At 69.9% G+C, this 16,427-nt stretch carries 19 protein-coding genes and 1 pseudogene; 12 read left to right on the top strand and 8 right to left on the bottom strand.

Going from position 1 to position 16,427, the window contains the following annotated elements:
* Window positions 1-8: 8 nt before the first annotated feature.
* A complete protein-coding gene (locus tag ACBJ59_RS03795) occupies window positions 9-935 on the top strand; it encodes a glucosyl-3-phosphoglycerate synthase (RefSeq protein WP_375108753.1) in 927 nt (308 codons plus the stop codon).
* Between the two features lie 117 nt (window positions 936-1,052).
* Here ACBJ59_RS03795 and ACBJ59_RS03790 read toward each other — a convergent pair whose 3' ends face one another.
* Window positions 1,053-1,625 carry a TetR/AcrR family transcriptional regulator gene (locus ACBJ59_RS03790; protein WP_375108752.1) on the bottom strand — a complete coding sequence of 191 codons (573 nt, stop codon included), beginning with the start codon at window positions 1,623-1,625 and terminating at the stop codon, window positions 1,053-1,055.
* 86 nt (window positions 1,626-1,711) lie between these two features.
* On the opposite strand from ACBJ59_RS03790, the gene ACBJ59_RS03785 reads away from it, so the two are divergent.
* Window positions 1,712-2,923: an MFS transporter gene (locus ACBJ59_RS03785; RefSeq protein WP_375108751.1), complete on the top strand. Its 1,212-nt coding sequence runs from the start codon at window positions 1,712-1,714 to the stop codon at window positions 2,921-2,923.
* A gap of 192 nt (window positions 2,924-3,115) precedes the next feature.
* Window positions 3,116-4,324 (top strand): acyl-CoA dehydrogenase family protein, encoded by a 1,209-nt coding sequence (locus ACBJ59_RS03780; RefSeq protein WP_375108750.1) that lies wholly within the window; start codon window positions 3,116-3,118, stop codon window positions 4,322-4,324.
* Here the strand turns inward: ACBJ59_RS03780 and ACBJ59_RS03775 are convergent.
* The gene (locus ACBJ59_RS03775) at window positions 4,246-5,244 is read right to left on the bottom strand and encodes a transposase (protein ID WP_375108749.1); all 999 of its coding nucleotides are present in this window, start codon (window positions 5,242-5,244) and stop codon (window positions 4,246-4,248) included. The genes ACBJ59_RS03780 and ACBJ59_RS03775 overlap by 79 nt on opposite strands.
* Before the next feature lie 21 nt (window positions 5,245-5,265).
* On the opposite strand from ACBJ59_RS03775, the gene ACBJ59_RS03770 reads away from it, so the two are divergent.
* Window positions 5,266-5,712: a hypothetical protein gene (locus ACBJ59_RS03770; RefSeq protein WP_375108748.1), complete on the top strand. Its 447-nt coding sequence runs from the start codon at window positions 5,266-5,268 to the stop codon at window positions 5,710-5,712.
* Between the two features lie 270 nt (window positions 5,713-5,982).
* Here ACBJ59_RS03770 and ACBJ59_RS03765 read toward each other — a convergent pair whose 3' ends face one another.
* Both ACBJ59_RS03765 and ACBJ59_RS03760 read right to left on the bottom strand, forming a co-directional pair.
* Window positions 5,983-6,348 carry a VOC family protein gene (locus tag ACBJ59_RS03765; protein ID WP_375108747.1) on the bottom strand — a complete coding sequence of 122 codons (366 nt, stop codon included), beginning with the start codon at window positions 6,346-6,348 and terminating at the stop codon, window positions 5,983-5,985.
* Window positions 6,349-6,505: 157 nt separating this feature from the next.
* Window positions 6,506-7,030, bottom strand: coding sequence for a hypothetical protein (locus ACBJ59_RS03760; protein WP_375108746.1), 525 nt, complete (start codon window positions 7,028-7,030; stop codon window positions 6,506-6,508).
* 293 nt (window positions 7,031-7,323) lie between these two features.
* Here ACBJ59_RS03760 and ACBJ59_RS03755 point away from each other — a divergent pair, with 293 nt between their 5' ends.
* The 4 genes and pseudogenes from ACBJ59_RS03755 to ACBJ59_RS03740 form a co-directional block, all read left to right on the top strand.
* Window positions 7,324-8,076 (top strand): hypothetical protein, encoded by a 753-nt coding sequence (locus tag ACBJ59_RS03755; RefSeq protein WP_375108745.1) that lies wholly within the window; start codon window positions 7,324-7,326, stop codon window positions 8,074-8,076.
* A 57-nt stretch (window positions 8,077-8,133) separates the two neighbouring features.
* On the top strand, window positions 8,134-8,268 hold the full coding sequence (locus ACBJ59_RS03750) for a hypothetical protein (protein WP_375108744.1): 135 nt from the start codon (window positions 8,134-8,136) through the stop codon (window positions 8,266-8,268).
* A complete protein-coding gene (locus ACBJ59_RS03745; protein WP_375108743.1) occupies window positions 8,229-8,393 on the top strand; it encodes a hypothetical protein in 165 nt (54 codons plus the stop codon). The genes ACBJ59_RS03750 and ACBJ59_RS03745 overlap by 40 nt, the downstream gene beginning before the upstream one ends.
* Before the next feature lie 872 nt (window positions 8,394-9,265).
* Window positions 9,266-9,381, top strand: a pseudogene (locus ACBJ59_RS03740) (acyl-CoA dehydrogenase family protein); the annotation flags it as partial.
* A gap of 74 nt (window positions 9,382-9,455) precedes the next feature.
* On the opposite strand, the gene ACBJ59_RS03735 reads toward ACBJ59_RS03740, so the two are convergent.
* From ACBJ59_RS03735 to ACBJ59_RS03725, 3 genes are read right to left on the bottom strand one after another with little or no spacing between them, the layout of a single operon-like run.
* Window positions 9,456-9,983, bottom strand: a complete 528-nt coding sequence (locus ACBJ59_RS03735) for a hypothetical protein (protein WP_375108742.1) — start codon at window positions 9,981-9,983, stop codon at window positions 9,456-9,458.
* 16 nt (window positions 9,984-9,999) lie between these two features.
* Entirely contained in the window at window positions 10,000-10,821 is an 822-nt protein-coding gene (locus ACBJ59_RS03730; RefSeq protein ID WP_375108741.1) for an AAA family ATPase, read from the bottom strand.
* Window positions 10,814-11,359 (bottom strand): hypothetical protein, encoded by a 546-nt coding sequence (locus ACBJ59_RS03725; RefSeq protein WP_375108740.1) that lies wholly within the window; start codon window positions 11,357-11,359, stop codon window positions 10,814-10,816. The genes ACBJ59_RS03730 and ACBJ59_RS03725 overlap by 8 nt, the downstream gene beginning before the upstream one ends.
* Window positions 11,360-11,955: 596 nt before the next feature.
* On the opposite strand from ACBJ59_RS03725, the gene ACBJ59_RS03720 reads away from it, so the two are divergent.
* The 4 genes from ACBJ59_RS03720 (at window position 11,956) to ACBJ59_RS03705 (ending at window position 15,031) form a co-directional block, all read left to right on the top strand.
* Window positions 11,956-12,675, top strand: coding sequence for a universal stress protein (locus tag ACBJ59_RS03720; protein ID WP_375108739.1), 720 nt, complete (start codon window positions 11,956-11,958; stop codon window positions 12,673-12,675).
* A 130-nt stretch (window positions 12,676-12,805) separates the two neighbouring features.
* The gene (locus ACBJ59_RS03715; protein ID WP_375108738.1) at window positions 12,806-13,261 is read left to right on the top strand and encodes a MarR family winged helix-turn-helix transcriptional regulator; all 456 of its coding nucleotides are present in this window, start codon (window positions 12,806-12,808) and stop codon (window positions 13,259-13,261) included.
* Window positions 13,258-14,223, top strand: a complete 966-nt coding sequence (locus tag ACBJ59_RS03710) for an ABC transporter ATP-binding protein (protein ID WP_375108737.1) — start codon at window positions 13,258-13,260, stop codon at window positions 14,221-14,223. Before ACBJ59_RS03715 ends, ACBJ59_RS03710 begins: the two co-directional genes overlap by 4 nt.
* Entirely contained in the window at window positions 14,183-15,031 is an 849-nt protein-coding gene (locus ACBJ59_RS03705; protein ID WP_364123346.1) for an ABC transporter permease, read from the top strand. The genes ACBJ59_RS03710 and ACBJ59_RS03705 overlap by 41 nt, the downstream gene beginning before the upstream one ends.
* A 138-nt stretch (window positions 15,032-15,169) precedes the next feature.
* Here ACBJ59_RS03705 and ACBJ59_RS03700 read toward each other — a convergent pair whose 3' ends face one another.
* Complete coding sequence (locus tag ACBJ59_RS03700; RefSeq protein WP_375108736.1) at window positions 15,170-16,348, bottom strand: hypothetical protein; 1,179 nt, start codon at window positions 16,346-16,348, stop codon at window positions 15,170-15,172.
* Window positions 16,349-16,427: the final 79 nt, after the last annotated feature.

Below are 16,427 nucleotides of genomic sequence, written 5' to 3'. Positions count from 1 at the left end.
GGGGTCGCATGCTGCCTGAAGTGCACGGATGGTTGCGACGCCGTACTTCGTCCGCAAGTGACTGGCCGCTCCGGGATCTGGTGGCCGCCAAGGGAGACACCACGGTCAGCGTGGTCCTCCCGGCCCGCGACGAGCGGGAGACCGTGGGGGAGATCGTCGGTATCATCCGGCGGGAGCTGGCCGGGCTCGTCGACGAGCTCGTGGTCATCGACTCGCGCTCCACCGACGACACCGCGCTGGTGGCCGCGCGTGCCGGGGCCAGGGTGCACGCGCAGGACGAGATCCTGCCGCAGCTCAAGCCGCTCGACGGGAAGGGCGAGGCGCTGTGGAAGTCGCTGGCCGTCACGTCGGGGGACGTGCTGGTGTTCGCCGACGCCGATATCCGGAATTTTCGTTCTTCTCTGATACTTGGGGTGCTTGGGCCGCTTTTGGCTGACCCAACCGTGGTGTACGCCAAAGGGTGCTATGACCGTCCGCTCCACGACACCCCCAACGGCGGGGGCCGCGTCACCGAGCTGGTCGCCCGCCCCCTGATCAACCTGCACTGGCCCGAGCTGGCCGGTTTCGTGCAGCCGCTGGCGGGGGAGTACGCCGGGCGCCGCTCCGCCCTCGAACGCGTACCGTTCCTGACCGGTTACGCCGTGGAGCTGGGCCTGCTGATCGACCTGCTGGAGCTGGCCGGGCTGGACGGGTTCGCGCAGGTGGACCTGGGTTCGCGCGAGCACGCGCCGCAGTCCGTCGAGGCGCTCGGGGCGATGGCCTCGCAGATCATGCTCGCCGCGTGGTCGCGGCTGGAACGCCAGGGCAAGATCGAGGCCCACCACACGCCGTCCGCGCGGCTGGCTCAGTTCCGGCGGGTGGAGGGCGGCCACGAGGCGCTGACGAGGGACGTCGGCATCGGCGAGCGCCCGCCGATGCTCACCGTCGACACCTGAGAGGCGCCATCCGAGAAGCGGCCTGGGGCGTTCCTAAGGAGCCACTGCGGGGGCGTTACCTGAGGGCGGCTGTCACGCAGGGGGTGTTATTTGAGGGCGGCCTCCCTCACGGGGGTGTTACTTGAGGGCGGCCGCCACGAAGGCGGCGATCTGGTCGCGCAGGCCCTCGTGGTCGTCGGCCGCCTCGCCCAGGATGATCCGCCCGAGCTGCGGCATCATCGACGGGAACAGCGCCAGCCCCGTCAGCGTGAACAACATGCGCGCCGTCGCGGCCGACGGCTCCTCCCCGCGCCCCGCCGCCAGCGAGGCCGTCTTCCGCCCGCAGCGCGCCACCCGGATCTCCTGGCCGGGCAGCAGATCCTGCCCACGGTAGTTGAGCGCCTCCCACATCAGCAGCCGCACCAGGTCGGGGTGCGAGCGGTAGTAGTCGGTCAGCTTGGCCACGTAGTCCACGGGGTCGGCCCCCGGCAGCGCGATCTGCCGGGTCACGTCGTCGAGCGCCTCCTCGATGACCGCGTCGAACAGCTTCTCCTTGCTGCCGAAGTGGCCGTAGATGCGCTCCTTGTTGACGCCGGCGCGCTCGGCGATGCGGTCCACGCGGGCGCCCGCCACTCCGTACGCGGCGAACTCGTCCCGCGCGGCTGCCAGCAGGGCGGCCCGGGTGGCGGCGGTCGAGACCTTGGGTGCCATACGGCCCATCCTAGCCACCAACCGGTTGGTTGCAAACCAACCATCCAGTTGACATCCAACTAGTTGGTTGGCTACCGTCCCCGCACATGGCACTAACCATTCCGCGCACCCCGCCCCTCCAGCCTCCGGCCCAGCCGGCCGCCCCTGTCGCACCGTTCGGGCGCACGCTGACCGCCTTCACCCTCACCGCCGTCCTGGTCAGCGGCCAGCTCTACGTGGTGATCCCGCTCCTGCACGACATGGCCGCCGCCTGGGGCACGCCGGCCGACAGCCTGACCTGGCTGGTGACCGCTTTCGGCATCGGGTACGGAGTCGGCTTCCTGGTGTTCGGCCCCCTTTCGGACCGCTACGGCCGCCGCAGACTGCTGATGATCGGATTGCCGCTGGCCGCACTCACGACGGCATCGGTCGCGTTGAGCCCCTCTCCTGATGTGGCGCTCATGTTGCGGGGCGTGCAGGGTGTGGCGGTGGCGATGTTCCCGCCCGCGGGCATGGCGTACCTGGGCGAGCGGCTGGAGCCGCGCCGCCGCGTGGTCGCGATCGCGGCGGTGACCGGCGCGTTCCTCGCCTCGGCCGTGCTGCTGCAGGTCGCCGCCCAGCTCCTGGTGGACGTGACCGGCTGGCGCGGGATGTTCGTGCTGTCGGCGGCCGGGTTCGTGGTGACGGGGCTGGGCGTGCGCGCCGTCATGCTGCCCGACCTGCCGCGCGAGGGCGCCGGATCCGCCCTGTCGGCCTACCGCCCGCTGCCCGGCCTCCTGCTCCACCGCGTCCTCGGCCTCCGCTACCTGGCCACGATCATGCTGATGACCGGCTTCGTGGCCGTGTACACCGGGCTGCAGATCTACGGCGTCAGCTCCCCCTCCGAGCTGCTCGCCCTGCGCGCGGCCGGGCTGCCGTCGATCGTGCTGGTGCCCCTCCTGATGCCCTGGCTGGCCCGGATCCCCACGACGACCAGGACGGTGGTGTTCCTGGCGGCCGGCGCCCTCGCGCTCGCGGCCGTCGGCGTCACCGGCACCACCGTGCTGGTGCTCCTGCTCGCCCTCTACGTCGCCGCCATCACCGGCGGGCTGCCCAGCATGAACGAGTCCATCTCCGCCGGCGCCGGCCGGGCGCGCGGGACGGCGCTGGCGCTGTTCTCCTTCGCGCTCGCCGTCGGCGGCAGCGTCGGCCCGCAGGTGGCCGCCGCGTTCGGGGGCTTCACCCCGCTCATGTACGGCCTGGCGATCGGCATGACCGCGGCCGCCCTGGCCGTCCTCGCCTCGGCCCGGCTGCACGCGAGGTCGGCCGCGGCGAACTAGGCCACCGACCGTGAAGACGGGGGCCGCCGCGCGCGGGCCACGGAGCAACGACAGATCCATTGCCCACAGGTCGACCGGCGATCGAGCTTCACCCGTACCCGATTGAGGGCTGCCGGGGCATTCCTGGCGACGCTACCGGCCGGTAGGGTGTTACCACCGGTAACGCATGGGACGGTTCGAGGAGTGCAGCACATGACGGGGTTCTGTCCGGAGCTCAGCGGCGACGTGGCCGAGGTACGCGACTGGGTGCGCGCGTTCGCCCGCGACGTGATCCGCCCGGCGGGCGCCGAATGGGACGAGCGCGAGGAGACCCCCTGGCCGGTCATCCAGGAGGCGGCCAAGATCGGGCTGTACTCGCTCGACTTCTTCGCCACCCAGTGGTTCGAGGAGAGCGGGCTGGCGCTGCCGGTGGCGTTCGAGGAGATCTTCTGGGGCGACGCGGGCATCGGCCTGTCCATCACCGGCACCGGCCTGGCCGCCGCCGCCCTGGCCGCGAACGGCACCCCCGAGCAGATGGGGGAGTGGCTGCCGCAGATGTTCGGCACGGAGAACGACGTCAAGCTGGGCGCGTTCTGCGCCTCCGAACCGGACGCCGGCTCCGACATCGGCGCCATCCGCACCCGGGCCGTCCAGGACGGGGACGACTGGGTGCTCAACGGCGTCAAGACGTGGGTGACGAACGGCGGCATCGCGAACGTGCACGTGGTCGTGGCCTCGGTCGACCCGTCGCTCGGCACCAGGGGCCAGGCGTCCTTCGTCATCCCGCCCGGCACGCCCGGGCTGTCGATGGGGCAGAAGTTCCGCAAGCACGGCATCCGCGCCTCCCACACGGCCGAGGTGATCCTGCAGGACGCCCGCGTACCGGGCTCGTGCCTGCTCGGGGGCAAGGAGAAGCTGGAGGCCCGGCTGGCGCGCGTACGCAAGGGGGAGCGGGCGGGGGAGCAGGCGGCGATGCGCACGTTCGAGACCACCCGCCCGTCGGTGGCCGCGATGGCGGTCGGCATCGCGCGGGCCGGCTTCGAGTACGCCAGGGACTACGCCCGCGAACGCGAGCAGTTCGGCCGCCGGATCGGCGAGAACCAGGCCATCGCCTTCCTGCTCGCCGAGATGGCCACCCGCGTGGACGTGGCCCGGCTGCTGACGTGGCGGGCTGCGTGGATGGCCCGCAACGGCAGGCAGTTCGAGCAGGCCGAGGGGTCGATGTCGAAGCTGGTGGCGGGGGAGACGGCGGTGTGGGTGACGGAGCAGGCGATCCAGATCCTGGGCGGCGCGGGATACACCAGGGAGCACCCGGTGGAGCGCTTCCACCGGGACAGCAAGATCTACACGATCTTCGAGGGCACGTCGGAGATCCAGCGCCTGATCATCGGCCGCGCGGTCACCGGCCTGCCGGTCCGCTGAACAACTTCGCACGTGGGTCGCCGGAACCGCCGATCGATGGCTTCGCGGACTCGGTCATGTGACGAGGGCAGCATGTGCGCATAGACACGGAGCGTAAGCGCCGGATCCGTGTGTCCCAGGTACTCGCACAAGTTCTTGATTGTCACGCCACCCGCCAGAGCGACGCCGGCGAAGTAGTGGCGAAGCTGGTGCGTGCCCTGCTGCCGGTTGTCGAGGTACTGACGCCGCCCTCGTGAGTCCCTGGTCGGCTCGGGTAGGACCCCGGCCGCGACGAGCGCGGGCTTCCAGACGGTCAAGTCGTAGTTCCGGTGCCGAATGTGCAAGTCGTCGGTGGCCCACCGGAACAGCAGGTTGTGAGTACGCGGCTTCCCCGTGGGTCTCTCCCGGGGCAGCGTGTACGGCGGCGGCTCGTGGGCCCGAGGGTGCCCACCACAACGTGCCGCTTCTGCCCGTTGAGCTTCTTGCCCGCGTCGTACCCGCAGGCCGTCGCGCCGACCATCTCGGCCGCCCGGACCGTCTGGGAGTCGACGCACCCCGGCCGTCGGCAGCTCGCGGCGCCCGGCCAGCAGGCGCAACCGACCGCGCAACCTCCCGGCCCGTTCGGGCACACCACGCCGCGACCGGCGCACGAAGAACGCATACACCGCCTCATGCGGCGGGCAGTCGACCGGCAGGGCCCGCCACTCGATCCCGTACCGGGACACGTAGCCGATCGCGTCCAGCACCGCGCGCAGGTCATGCACCATCGGCCGGCCCGCGACCGCGACCAGTTCGGCCATCACCGCCCGTGCCTCGCCCTCCAGCACCAACCACTCGGCATCGGCCAGATCGGAGGGATATGCCGGTTTCCGGCCGCGACATGCCCATCCCGGTGAGGCGCAACCGCTGGCGTTCACGGCCGCAGGCGTGGAGACAGACAACCACAGGCTCCTGGCCGGGACATGCCCGCCGAGTACGGGTCGTGGGGCCGGGCGTACGACCTGTTCCTCCGCCGGCAGCGCAACGGCACCTGGCAGCGCGTCTTCACCGAACTCCAGGCCCGGGCCGATGCCAAGGACCTGATCACCTGGGACCTCAACGTCGACTCCACCCTCTGCCGGGCCCACCAGCACGCCGCCGGAGCGAGGAATAGGGGGACCTGCAGAAAGAAGGAGCCGCCTGGCGGTGTCGCAGTCGAGCCCGACGACCACGGCCTCGGGCGCTCGCGCGGCGGCCTGACCACCAAGCCGCACCTCGCCGTCGAGCAGGGGCAAAAGCCCATGTCCATCGTGATCACCGCCGGGCAGCGCGGGGACTCCCCGCAGTTCGAGGTTGTCCTGGGCCGCATCAGGGTGCCCCGGCTGGGGTCCGGCAGACCGCGGCACCCGGCCGAGGCGGGTACGCGCTGATAAGGCGTACGCCTCCCGGAAGAACCGCGCCTACCTGCGCAGACGTGGCATTCGCTGCACCATCCCGGACAAGGCCGACCAGGCCCGCAACCGAAGGAAACGCGGCTCCCGCGGCGGCCGTCCGCCGAAGTTCGACCCGGACGACTACAAGGCTCGGTACGCGGGAGAGCGCGGCATCAATCGCCTCAAAAGGCACCGTTCCGTTGAACCGCTCGCCCAAGCTTGAGCGCTACGGCGTCTGACGGGGGATACCTGTCAACGCCGGTGATGTCAGGAAGACGTCAGGCAGAAGGGGTGGCCAGCCGGATCCAGGAGTACCCGCCAGCGTCCGTCGCCGGGCTGATGGTCCGGTTTGGCCGCGCCGAGTTCCAGGGCCAGCTCTTCCATCGCGTCGAGGTCGTCAGCGCGGAAATCCAGGTGGGACTGTTGTGGCACGTCCTGACCCGGCCACTGCGGAGCCCGGTATCCGTCAACCCTCTGGAACCCCAGATCGCAGCCGGAGTCGTCCGTCAGAGCGACGAACTCGTCCGTACTGAAGAGTTCGCGCATCCCGGTAAGTGCACCGTAGAAGCCCGCCAGCGTCCGCGGGTCGGCACAGTCCAGAGTCACCCCTCGCAGTACAGCGCCTGGCACCATTCGCTCCTTCGCGTCCGCGCGTCTGTCTCCGTGAGCCGCCGCTGCACGCGATCACCGGCCACAGCCACACCGTACTCGCCACATCCACCGCTGAAGTAGCGGTTTACCCCTGCCTCAGAGCGACGGGTGGCTGTGACCGGCGCTTTCGATACACGACCTAGTCCTCCGGCGCCTCAGTCCTCCGGCGCAGGTAATGGAGGTAGGCCAGTTCGTCTGTGAAACCCAGCTTGATGCGACTGCGGTCCAGGAGTCGGCTCACCTCACCCTTGGTCACATTCAACCGCTGTGCGATCGCATCACGGCTGAGCCCTTGAGTGCGCAAATCCAAGACCACACGTTCGTGTGCTGTCAGGTCGGCCTCCGACATCAGGCGCAGCCCGCCCAGACGCTCCGCTTCTCGTGCGAGACGCCGTACCAGCGCCTCCCGCCGCTCAGGCTCCAGATCCTCGGCGCTGGCCTCCTGGACGAGCGCTCCCACGTGGTGTTCCTGCTCGATGGCGATCTGACCAAGATCTACTTGGCCTCCGGGATAACTGATGCTCTGCACCCGATCAATCAGTCGCTCGAATGCGAGCCGGTGCCGCCTGATCACGATGCGCGTCGCAAGTACGATCGCCACCGGCCACGCCACCGCGCCCAGGAGACCGGCGATTGCCTCGATCAGCTTTGCCCAGTCGGCCACGACGGCAGGCTACGCGCATAATCGCTACCCGGCCAGGCGTGATCTCAGCCGACACGCCGAGCCACAGAGCGCGCGTCATCTCCGCGAACCTGCTCATCGGGCTCGGTGGACCCAAGGGTTCCCGACGACATTGCGTAGGGGGAACAGCCGATATGCCATGGCTTACGCGGTTTGCCAACATGGCTCGAAAAACGGGCTTCCCAGTGACGGAGGTGGGCGGGTGACGGTCTCGGGGCATGGGCCGCAGCCGTCCGTGGAAGGCGTGGTGTGCCACCACACCGCCGGATATCAACATGGCCGAGCCCGACCCCCACTCCGTCAACATGACCATGTTCCGGTCGCGCGTCGCCGCGCTGAAGGAAGACGTGCCCGAGGTGATCTCTCTGGGTGCCGGAGAGGATCAGGCGGTCCCAGTCGGCGGCGAGTTGGCGGTGCGCTGGCACACCGAGTACGCCGACGACCCGCCCGGCCACAACGTGGACGGAATCGCCGTCATGGCCAAGGCGAGCCGCTGGTGCCCCGTGGATGGCCTGGTCAAGATCCGTGGGACGAAGCCGGGCACGGAGATCGACGTGGCCCGGTCGCGGTACTCCCGCGACGGCAAGGAGTTCGAGGAGGACACCTGGCGGCTGTCCTTCGCGCCGACATCAACGGTCGTGTCGAGTCCAGTGTGGGCGGCCAGTTCGCGCTCAACACCAAGAACCAGCTCCGGCTCCGGACCATCAATCCGACCGACGCTGCGGCGGTCGTCGAGACGGTGTCGATGGCCAAGATCTCGATGTTCGACCGCTGATTGCGGTTCCGCTTTCGACGAAGGAGGTACTCCCGTCAACCTGGAGAGCATGCAGTCGTTCGGCGGCCAGGGTGTCGTCCGATCGCCCGCCAAGCTCGGCGACGTCCTCCCGGCGATCATCACGCGCACCTTCGAGGGTGCCGGGACCGCCGTGAACCTCCAGGTGTTCCCGGACGGCAACCACTCCTACTGGGCCACGTCGCGCTCGCAGGGCACCGATCACGGCCAGTGGTCGTGGCCGGCCCGCGCCTGATCTTCAACCTCTTCCCCTGAATACCCGCTGTGAGCGGGCTGTCCCGAAGGAGGGGCTATGCACGCAGATCCTCAGGTCACCTACTCCAAGCCGCCCGTCGAGACCAAGGTCAAGGCGATGGGTCTGGTGTCGTACCTCGCGGGCGTCGCGGCATGGCGGTGCTGCAGGCGGTCGCGGACGACCCGTCGGTGATCGCATTCCTGCCCGACTGGGTCGAGGCGATCACGCTGCCGCTGGTGCCGACCGTGCTGGCGGCCGTGGTGGGCTTCATAGCCAAGCACACCCCACGGCCGGACCTCCCGGACGGCCAGCGATAGGTCTACTGATATACGAGTGCGCCCCGCTACTCCCTGCTGGGAGGAGCGGGGCGCTTTTTCGTGTTTGCGCAGTTAGTCCTGAGGCTCACGGACCAAGGAAGCGAGAACCGCAGGAACGGTCAGACGGCTCTCCACGTCGTGCACTGGTTGTTCGTTCCTGAAGGACGCCAGCAGAATCTGATATCGGTGGGGTTGGACCGTAGGGGGTGGACCCAGCACAAGCCGCTGCGCGTCGGCGCGTCATACCGGATGAGAGTGCCGCCGCTGTACCTCACCGTGCCCCAGACGTCGGAATCGGGGTAGCTGCCGAGGATCCTGCAGACAGTCAGCTCCGTGTGACCGGAGTTGATCTCCGCGAAGCCCCAACTGTTTCCCACCCTGACTGTGTGGGCTTGTGCGGGTGCGGCCATGGCTAGAGTCGTCGCTGCCGTAGCGATGGCCACTTGCCCAATCCGCATGATCTTCGTACGCATGGTCGTCTCCTTCTTTCGATCTAACAGCGCAGACTCGTGTCCGCTTCTGCTGACCCGAAAGGCGGGCTGACCAAAGTCTCGTCTCCGGCAATGGGCCGGACGAGGCCAGCAGCCGGACATTGTCCGGACATGTCACGGCCCGTTGCGGTAGTTCGCCCACTCATGCGCGGCGTCGGCCATACGCCCAGTCCATCGGGTGGACACCCTCGGCCGGAGCCTCTCGCGAGGCGGGCAGCGCGGACACGACATTCTCGGCCTGGCGGAGCAAGGAGACTCGGCGCTGAAGAGAGCAATCGTTACTGCGAGTCCCGCTCTTGCTCCGAGATCGATGACTGCTCAATGGCGGGGTTGGTCAGCCATCTCGCTCTCAGCCGCGCCTCTTGGTTCACATGCCCACCTCCCACGATGAGGTGGGCGCGTCGGATGTTACGCAGATCTGCGCGATCTACGAGGGGACGTCGGAGATCCAACGGCTGATCATCGGCCGCGCCGTTACGGGGCTGCGGGTGCGCTGAGACTCCGCACGCCGGCGGCGGGTGGCGTGACCGCGGCACCAGCATCGCGGCCCGCCGCCCTGACCGGCCGCTCCCTAGCCGCTACTGGCGAGGTTGATGCCGGCGGTGACCTCGTCCAGTTCGGGGATGCTCATGGTGGTGCCGTAGAAGCCACTTCGCCACTGCACCGGGTTCGCGGGGCTCATGCCGAGTTCTCGGTTGGCCATGTCCCGGTCGACGCCGTAGGCGTAGCGGCTGTGAACGACCTTGCGGAGCCCGAGCTCACGGGTGACCAGCTCGAATTTCTGCAGTGCCAGATCGATCTCGGTGGCGATGCCGTCCTGCCAGCCCGCGTCGACTTGGACCGTGTCCCGCCCAGCGGACATGTGCAGCATGTGCCGGCTCCAGTCGATCTTGACGAAGAGTTCGACATGACAGGTGCCGTTCTGGTCCAGCCCGTAGATGGAGATCTCGCTGATCCAGCGTCGTTCCACCCCGCGCAGAAGATTGCGGATGTGAACCTGGTCATTAGAACAGCGGGCCAGAATGCGATGCACTTGGAGCTTGATGAGTTCGCCACGAGCGTAGGTCGCGGTGTATGTGGCGGTCCTGGCAATGGCCATACCTGTTCCCTGCGGTTTAGGACGAGAGGAAATCGTGTGCCGTGTCGGCGGAAACGAACTTGGCCACCGTGATGATGTCCTCGATCGGATGGGGATGGTCGTTGATCTGCACCCTGCTGCCCAGGACGAGCTGCTTGGCAAGCTCGCCGAGCCCGTACCTGTGCAGAGCGGTGGTGAGGGCGGTGTCGTCCATTCGGCGTCGCACCGCCGCCCAGAAGGAGATCGGCTGGTCGGGGAAGCTGCGAACGAGATCGCCGGCCTCCCGCTCCCTCAGCCAGGGGAACAGCGAGCGCACCGCCGAGGCCCGCTCCGCGGAATCCATGCGCCAGCTGAAAATGCGCATCCGCCCATTGCGGCGCAGGGGAGCGTACAGGCGGGTGAGGTCGTTTCCGGTGAGAATGATCGGGATTCGACGCACGTGCCTGCCCTCCACCCGGGTCGGATAGTCCGCCAGGTGCATCAGCTCAGAGATCAGGTTCTGCGTGTTCACGGTGTACTGGGTCAGGTCGCCCCAGCTGCCGATCGCAGCGTCGGCGTCATTGAGCAATATCGCCGCCGGAGTGCCCGTGTCGGCGTACGTTCCGGCCTCCAGGTAGGCGGTTCGTATTTTGGCCGCCGGAGCTCCGGCGTTCGGGCTCTCCATTTCCCCGCCGGACAGCAGGACAGAATGAATGCTCTCGTTCTCCAGGATCCGCTCGACCTGGTACGTCTTCCCCTCGCCCGGTGGGCCCTGGATGCCGAGAAACAGCGGGGTCCCCGGCTTCACGTCAGGCCGGAAATTGGCGATCAGATGAAGGCCGACAGCATCGGCGAAACGTTGCGCTATCGATTCAGTCACTCCCCGATTCCCTCCGGCGCCGCTCCTTCTCGCGGAGCACCTCGGTCGGCAGGTTCAGCACCTCGGCTCGAAGATCTGGCTTCGGAGTCGGCTTCGAAGTCGGCTTCGGGGCCTCCGGAGCGGGTGGCTCTGGCGGGACGAGCTCGCCCTCGGCGGGTCCGCCGTCGCGTTTGGCCATGGCCTCCTCGGCCGTCAGCGGAAGTCCCAGCTCGCGGCGGCGTGCGGTTATGTTGGCGACCAGCTCGTCCAGCGCCTGCTGCGGTGACGGCAGCGTTTTCCGGATCAGTCCGGATGGCCGAACGACCAAGCGGTCGTCCTGCCAGGAGAGGCCCTTATCCTGCCTGACGATCACGTCGAGTTCTCTGACCGCCAGGGCCGTGGCCTCGACCTTGCTGTCCAACGCCTGAGTCGCCTTGATCTGGCTTTCGATCTGCGTGACCAGTTCGGCTCGGTTCCGCTCGGTCTGCCTATTGGTCAGCAATCCGGTGATGTAATCGCCGAGTACGTTCGCGATCACACCGAGAACAATTTCGATCAACTCCCGACCTCGCATTCTGCGTGGGGGTGAATCACCAAGTGGACGTCAGCGAGCGCGGACGATGATCAATGGGGTGGCCGGCTCGATCGGCCGTTGCGACTGCGCGGGGCGCCAGATCGAGACGGACGGCCATCGCCACCGGGGTCGCTGCACGCACGCCCGGCATCTGGACTTCCCGCGCGATTGGGCACGCCCTCGTCGTCCCCCGCGCGCCGCGCGAGATGAGACGCTGTGGTCGATCTGGGCTGCCCAGGCGGGGCTACGCCAAGCCGCGTCCAGGGACTTGGTGCTGTCTGAGGAGAGCCTTGGGGTTCATGAACCTCCTTCCGCTCCGAGGCTGAGGGCCTCTTCAGGATGGGTGCCACGTCGTCGAACTGTCGTGAGTACCCCCTACTCAAATGGAGCCGGGCGAGGGGGCGAAGCCGGGTGCCGGTCGCGCCGTGTTCCAGCCGGCGTCCTCCAGGCGGTCGCTGGACGTCCAGGACGTCCAGCGCCCGGCTGGTGAGCGAGGGACCAACGGCCCCTGAGGCGCGGTCGCACGGCCCTACGCGAGGGGGGTCGGCCGGGGAGAGGCTGGGTGGGAAGGGGGTGCTGACATGGGTGGGATCGTGCTCGGATACGACGGCTCGGACTTCTCGGTGCAGGCCCTGGACTGGGCGCTCGACGAGGCCGAGCTCAGGAAGCTGCCCCTGACCGTCGTCCACGCCTGGCAGTGGCCCTACGGCGAGGCTGAGGAGGAGGCCAAGGCCCACCTGCGCCGGGCGGCCGAGCACGTGCTGTGGCACGGCGCCGAATGCGCCCGCGCGAGCAGCTCGGGGGTGAAGGTCGCGACCGACCTGTACGAGGGTTCCGCCGCCCGGCGGCTGGCCGAGCTGTCCGGTGAGGCCGACCTCGTCGTGGTGGGATCCCGCGGCCTGAGCGCGCTGCCCAGGGCGGTCGTCGGCTCGGTCGCCGGCTACGTCGCCGCCCACGCCGCCTGCCCCGTCGTCGTCGTCCGCGGTCCCGGCCCCCTGCCACCGCCGTCGCAGCCGGGGCCGGTCGTCGTGGCCGACAGGGCGCCGGACGCCTCCGTGCTCGAGTTCGCCTTCGCCGAGGCGTCGCTGCGCCGGGCGCCCCTGACCGCGCACGGGGACCTGGCCGAATGGGCGACACGGCACCCGCGGGTCCGGATCGCCCCGGCTGGGTACCGGCCGGGGCAGGGGCCCGAGCAGGCCACGCTCATGGTGGTCGGGCGCGGGCACGCCGCCCGTTTCGGCGCGGCCCGGTTCCTGCTCCAGAACGCGCCCTGCCCGGTCGCGGTGGTGGCCGAGGGCTGACCGGGCCGCCGTGGCCGGTCCCCGTACTTCCGGGTACGCGTCCGGCGGCTTCACCCGGGGAAGTGTCCGGTAGATGGGGTCTGAGCAGGACACTTTCCATTACATCGTAAGCAGAGCTAATATTTCGGGCATGAGTGCAGAGGATCTGCCGGATGCCTTCACCGGCGTCATGACCGGCATCCACCGGCTGGTCCGGCGCAGGCTGCGCCAGGAGATGGCGGGGCCGCGGCTGCGCGGCGCCCAGGTCGAGCTGCTGCGGCTGGTCGTCGCCAGCCCCGGCATCAGCGTCTCGGCCGCCGCCAAGGAGCTCTATCTGGCCGGCAACTCGGTGTCCACGCTGGTCAACCAGCTCACCGGGGCCGGGCTGCTGCGCCGTGAGACGAGCCGCGACGACCGCCGGTCCGTCCGGCTGCTGGCCACCCCCGACGCCGAGGCGCGGTTGCGGGCCTGGCAGGAGCGCCGCGTGGCGCTCGTACGCGAGCACGTGGAGCGGCTCGGTGAGGACGATCGCGCCGCGCTGGCCGCCGCGCTCCCGGCGCTGCGCAGGCTGGCCGACGGCCTGCAGGAGGAGGTGACAACGGCATGACGGACGGCGACGGCGGAGTGGCGGCCGATGGCGGCATGACGGGCGGTGATGGCATGGCGCGTGATGGTGGCCCACAGGGCGGCGAAGGCATCGCTGGTGAGGGCGGTCCGCCGGGTGGCGAGGGCATCGGGGGTGAGCTGCTTTCCAGAGGGGACGCGCTCACGTGTACCGGGCTGCGCTACTCCTTCGGGCGGTCCACGGCCGTCGACGGGCTCGACCTGGCGGTCGACTCCGGGGAGGTGTTCGGCCTGCTCGGCCCCAACGGTGCGGGCAAGACGACCGCGATCCGCTGCGTGACCACGCTGCTGCCGGTCCCGTCCGGCATGGTCCGGGTCTTCGGGCACGACGTGGCCACCGACCGGATGGCGGTGCGCCGCCTGCTCGGCTACGTGCCGCAGCAGCTGTCGGCGGACGCGAACCTGACCGGCCGCGAGAACGTCTCCCTCTTCGCGCGGGTCTTCGACGTGCCCCGGCGGGAGCGCGCCGCCCGGGTCGGCCAGGCGCTGGAGGCCGTCGGGCTGACCGAGGCCGCCGACCGGATGGCGGGCACCTTCTCCGGCGGCATGGTACGCCGGCTCGAACTGGCCCAGGCGCTGGTCAGCGCGCCACGCCTGCTGATACTCGACGAGCCGACGATCGGGCTCGACCCCATCGCCCGTACCGTCGTGTGGGAGCACATCATGGCGGTGCGCGCCGCCAGCGGGATGACCGTGCTGGTCACCACGCACTACATGGACGAGGCCGAGCAGTACTGCGACCGGGTCGCGCTCATGCACCAGGGGCAGGTGCGCGCGTTCGGCACGCCGCGCCGGCTCACCGACGACCTGCGCGCCCGCCGCGGCGACGGCTCGTCCCCGACCCTGGAGGACGTCTTCCGCGACGTCGCCGGCACGGGTTTCGATGACGGAGGGGAGTTCCGCGATGTCCGCCGCACCCGCAACACCGCCTCCCGCGTCGGCTGACGGCGCGCTGGGGCTGCTGCTCGTCCCGCCGCGGTCCAGGCCGGCGTGGCGGCTGGTCCCGGCCAGGGTCGTCGCGATGTGCGTGGTGGAGCTGCAGAAGCTGCGCCACGACCGCACCGAGCTGTACACCCGCGCGGTCCAGCCCGCCCTGTGGCTGCTGATCTTCGGGGAGACGTTCACCCGCATCAACGTGATCCCGACCGGCGGCATCCCCTACCGCGACTATCTGGCCCCCGGGATCATCGCCCAGTCCACCATGTTCATCGCCATCTTCTACGGCATCCACATCATCTGGGAACGCGACTCCGGCGTCCTGACCAAACTGCTGGTCACGCCGACGCCGCGGGCCGCGCTGGTCACCGGCAAGGCGTTCGCGGCCGGGGTGAAGGCGATCATCCAGGCGGTGGTCGTGGTGCTCATCGCCGCGCTGCTGGGCGTGAGCATGACCCTGGACCCGCTGCGGCTGGCCGGGGTGATCCTGGCGGTGCTGCTCGGGTCGGCGTTCTTCGCGTGCCTGTCGGTGACGATCGCCGGCATCGTACGGACCCGCGACCGGCTGCTGGGCATCGGCCAGGCCATCACCATGCCGCTGTTCTTCGCCTCCAACGCGCTCTACCCCACCACGGCCATGCCCGGCTGGCTGCAGGCCATCAGCGCGATCAACCCGCTCAGCTACGAGGTGGACGCGCTGCGCGGGCTGCTGCTCGGCATCCCCGCGCACCTGCCGCTGGACTTCGCGGTCCTGCTCGTGGCCGCCGCGCTCGGCATCACGGCGGCCTCGGCGCTGCTGGGTCGCCTGGCCCGCTGACGACCGAGCCGGTCAGGTGGAGGGGAGGCAGGCGGAGGAAAGTAGCCGTAGCGCGGGGTGCGCAGCCGGGACAGCGCGGCGCGGACGACGACGCCGCGCCGCAACTCCGGTTCGAGCTTGTCGTACGCGTCCTGGCGGTCATCTCGGCAGCGCGGCGGCCGCGGCCTCGGCGATGGCGTGGGCCGGGTTCAGCGCGGCGGCCTCGGTGAGCGGCCTGCCGCCGGACGTGCCGGCGTACGTCACCTCGACCAGGAGCCCGCCGCTCCGGAACGTGACCTTGCCCTCGCCGGCCGTCCCCTTCGCCCCGGGCATCTCGGCGTCGGCCCGGTACCCGGCCATGGCCCGCTCCCCAGGCCCCCGCAGGGCGTGGAAGACGCGCGCGGCCTTCCGCGTGTCGTGGTAGAGCCGGACGAACGCCCGGTCCGCCTCCGCCGCCCCGTTGCGATGCCTGGTCCCGGGGAACGACGTGACGCGCACCAGGAGGGAGCGCCCGCCCTCGGCGGACGACCAGGAACAGCCCCGCTCGCCGGCGCCGGCGCCCCGGCGCGGGGCGGGGTCGAGACCCGCCGCCCGCAGGGCCTCGTCGCCGGCCAGGCCGCACGGGTCCGGCGCCTGGCGGGCGGGCTCGCCCCGCCTGGCCGCCGCGGCCCGCGTCGGCCGGGTCACCTCGGCCCCGATGGCGGCCGCCGCCTTGGCGGAGATCCGGATGGCGCCGTTCACCGTGGGCCGCTCCGGCACCGACTGGACCTTCTGGCCCGTGTCGCGGGCGATCCGGTAAAGGACCTCCGCGGTCACCGTGCCCGCTCTGAAGTGCAGTTCGGCCTGGCCGGAGACGCCGATGTCGTCCCGGTAGCGGACCATGGCCTCGTCCCCGAGCCCGGTGACCCGCCGCCACGTGTCGCCGGCCAGGCCGGTGGTGCCCTGGCTGGTCGCGAGGTCGTACCTGCGCATGGCCTCGGGGAGGGTACCCGCCCGGAAGTTCACGCGCAGCACGCCCTGCAGGCCTGGTACGGCCGTGGGACGGATCAGGAAGGAGCAGCCCGTCTTCCGCTGGATCTCGGTGGCGCCCGGCGCGAGCGTCCTGAGGGTGGCGCGGTCCAGGCCGCAGTGCTTCGGCCTGGTGAACGGCCTGGTCCTGGCCGGGTAGAGGTCGGCCGTGGTGGGCAGGGCGAGCATCACGCCGCCGCCGTCGCTTCCGTCGTCCTTCCTGTCCGGGCCGGCCACGTACCGCTGGATGGACGTCACGAGACCGAGGACGAGGAGCAGCGCCAGCACGACGGCCGCCACCGCGCTGAGAAAACTCCCGCGCTCGTTCATGAGTCTCCACTAACGTCGATCATCCAGGTGAGTATCTTAGGTCTGACATTCCGGACAACAGGTCATCTCGATAGGAATG

Origin of the sequence: Nonomuraea sp. MTCD27 (genome assembly GCF_041950495.1) — a bacterium.
Lineage (GTDB): Bacteria > Actinomycetota > Actinomycetes > Streptosporangiales > Streptosporangiaceae > Nonomuraea.
This window is presented reverse-complemented; position numbering and strand designations above follow the sequence as displayed.

What these genes read in the sequence shown, in the direction of transcription:
- ACBJ59_RS03770 (WP_375108748.1), top strand. Translation starts at nt 5,266, where the DNA reads ATGCCCGCCGAGTACGGGTCGTGGGGCCGGGCGTACGACCTGTTCCTC.
- ACBJ59_RS03715 (WP_375108738.1), top strand. Translation starts at nt 12,806, where the DNA reads ATGAGTGCAGAGGATCTGCCGGATGCCTTCACCGGCGTCATGACCGGC.
- ACBJ59_RS03795 (WP_375108753.1), top strand. Translation starts at nt 9, where the DNA reads ATGCTGCCTGAAGTGCACGGATGGTTGCGACGCCGTACTTCGTCCGCA.
- ACBJ59_RS03750 (WP_375108744.1), top strand. Translation starts at nt 8,134, where the DNA reads ATGCACGCAGATCCTCAGGTCACCTACTCCAAGCCGCCCGTCGAGACC.
- ACBJ59_RS03710 (WP_375108737.1), top strand. Translation starts at nt 13,258, where the DNA reads ATGACGGACGGCGACGGCGGAGTGGCGGCCGATGGCGGCATGACGGGC.
- ACBJ59_RS03705 (WP_364123346.1), top strand. Translation starts at nt 14,183, where the DNA reads ATGTCCGCCGCACCCGCAACACCGCCTCCCGCGTCGGCTGACGGCGCG.
- ACBJ59_RS03735 (WP_375108742.1), bottom strand. Translation starts at nt 9,983, where the DNA reads ATGGCCATTGCCAGGACCGCCACATACACCGCGACCTACGCTCGTGGC.
- ACBJ59_RS03785 (WP_375108751.1), top strand. Translation starts at nt 1,712, where the DNA reads ATGGCACTAACCATTCCGCGCACCCCGCCCCTCCAGCCTCCGGCCCAG.
- ACBJ59_RS03720 (WP_375108739.1), top strand. Translation starts at nt 11,956, where the DNA reads ATGGGTGGGATCGTGCTCGGATACGACGGCTCGGACTTCTCGGTGCAG.
- ACBJ59_RS03790 (WP_375108752.1), bottom strand. Translation starts at nt 1,625, where the DNA reads ATGGCACCCAAGGTCTCGACCGCCGCCACCCGGGCCGCCCTGCTGGCA.
- ACBJ59_RS03745 (WP_375108743.1), top strand. Translation starts at nt 8,229, where the DNA reads ATGGCGGTGCTGCAGGCGGTCGCGGACGACCCGTCGGTGATCGCATTC.
- ACBJ59_RS03780 (WP_375108750.1), top strand. Translation starts at nt 3,116, where the DNA reads ATGACGGGGTTCTGTCCGGAGCTCAGCGGCGACGTGGCCGAGGTACGC.
- ACBJ59_RS03700 (WP_375108736.1), bottom strand. Translation starts at nt 16,348, where the DNA reads ATGAACGAGCGCGGGAGTTTTCTCAGCGCGGTGGCGGCCGTCGTGCTG.
- ACBJ59_RS03765 (WP_375108747.1), bottom strand. Translation starts at nt 6,348, where the DNA reads ATGGTGCCAGGCGCTGTACTGCGAGGGGTGACTCTGGACTGTGCCGAC.
- ACBJ59_RS03755 (WP_375108745.1), top strand. Translation starts at nt 7,324, where the DNA reads ATGGCCGAGCCCGACCCCCACTCCGTCAACATGACCATGTTCCGGTCG.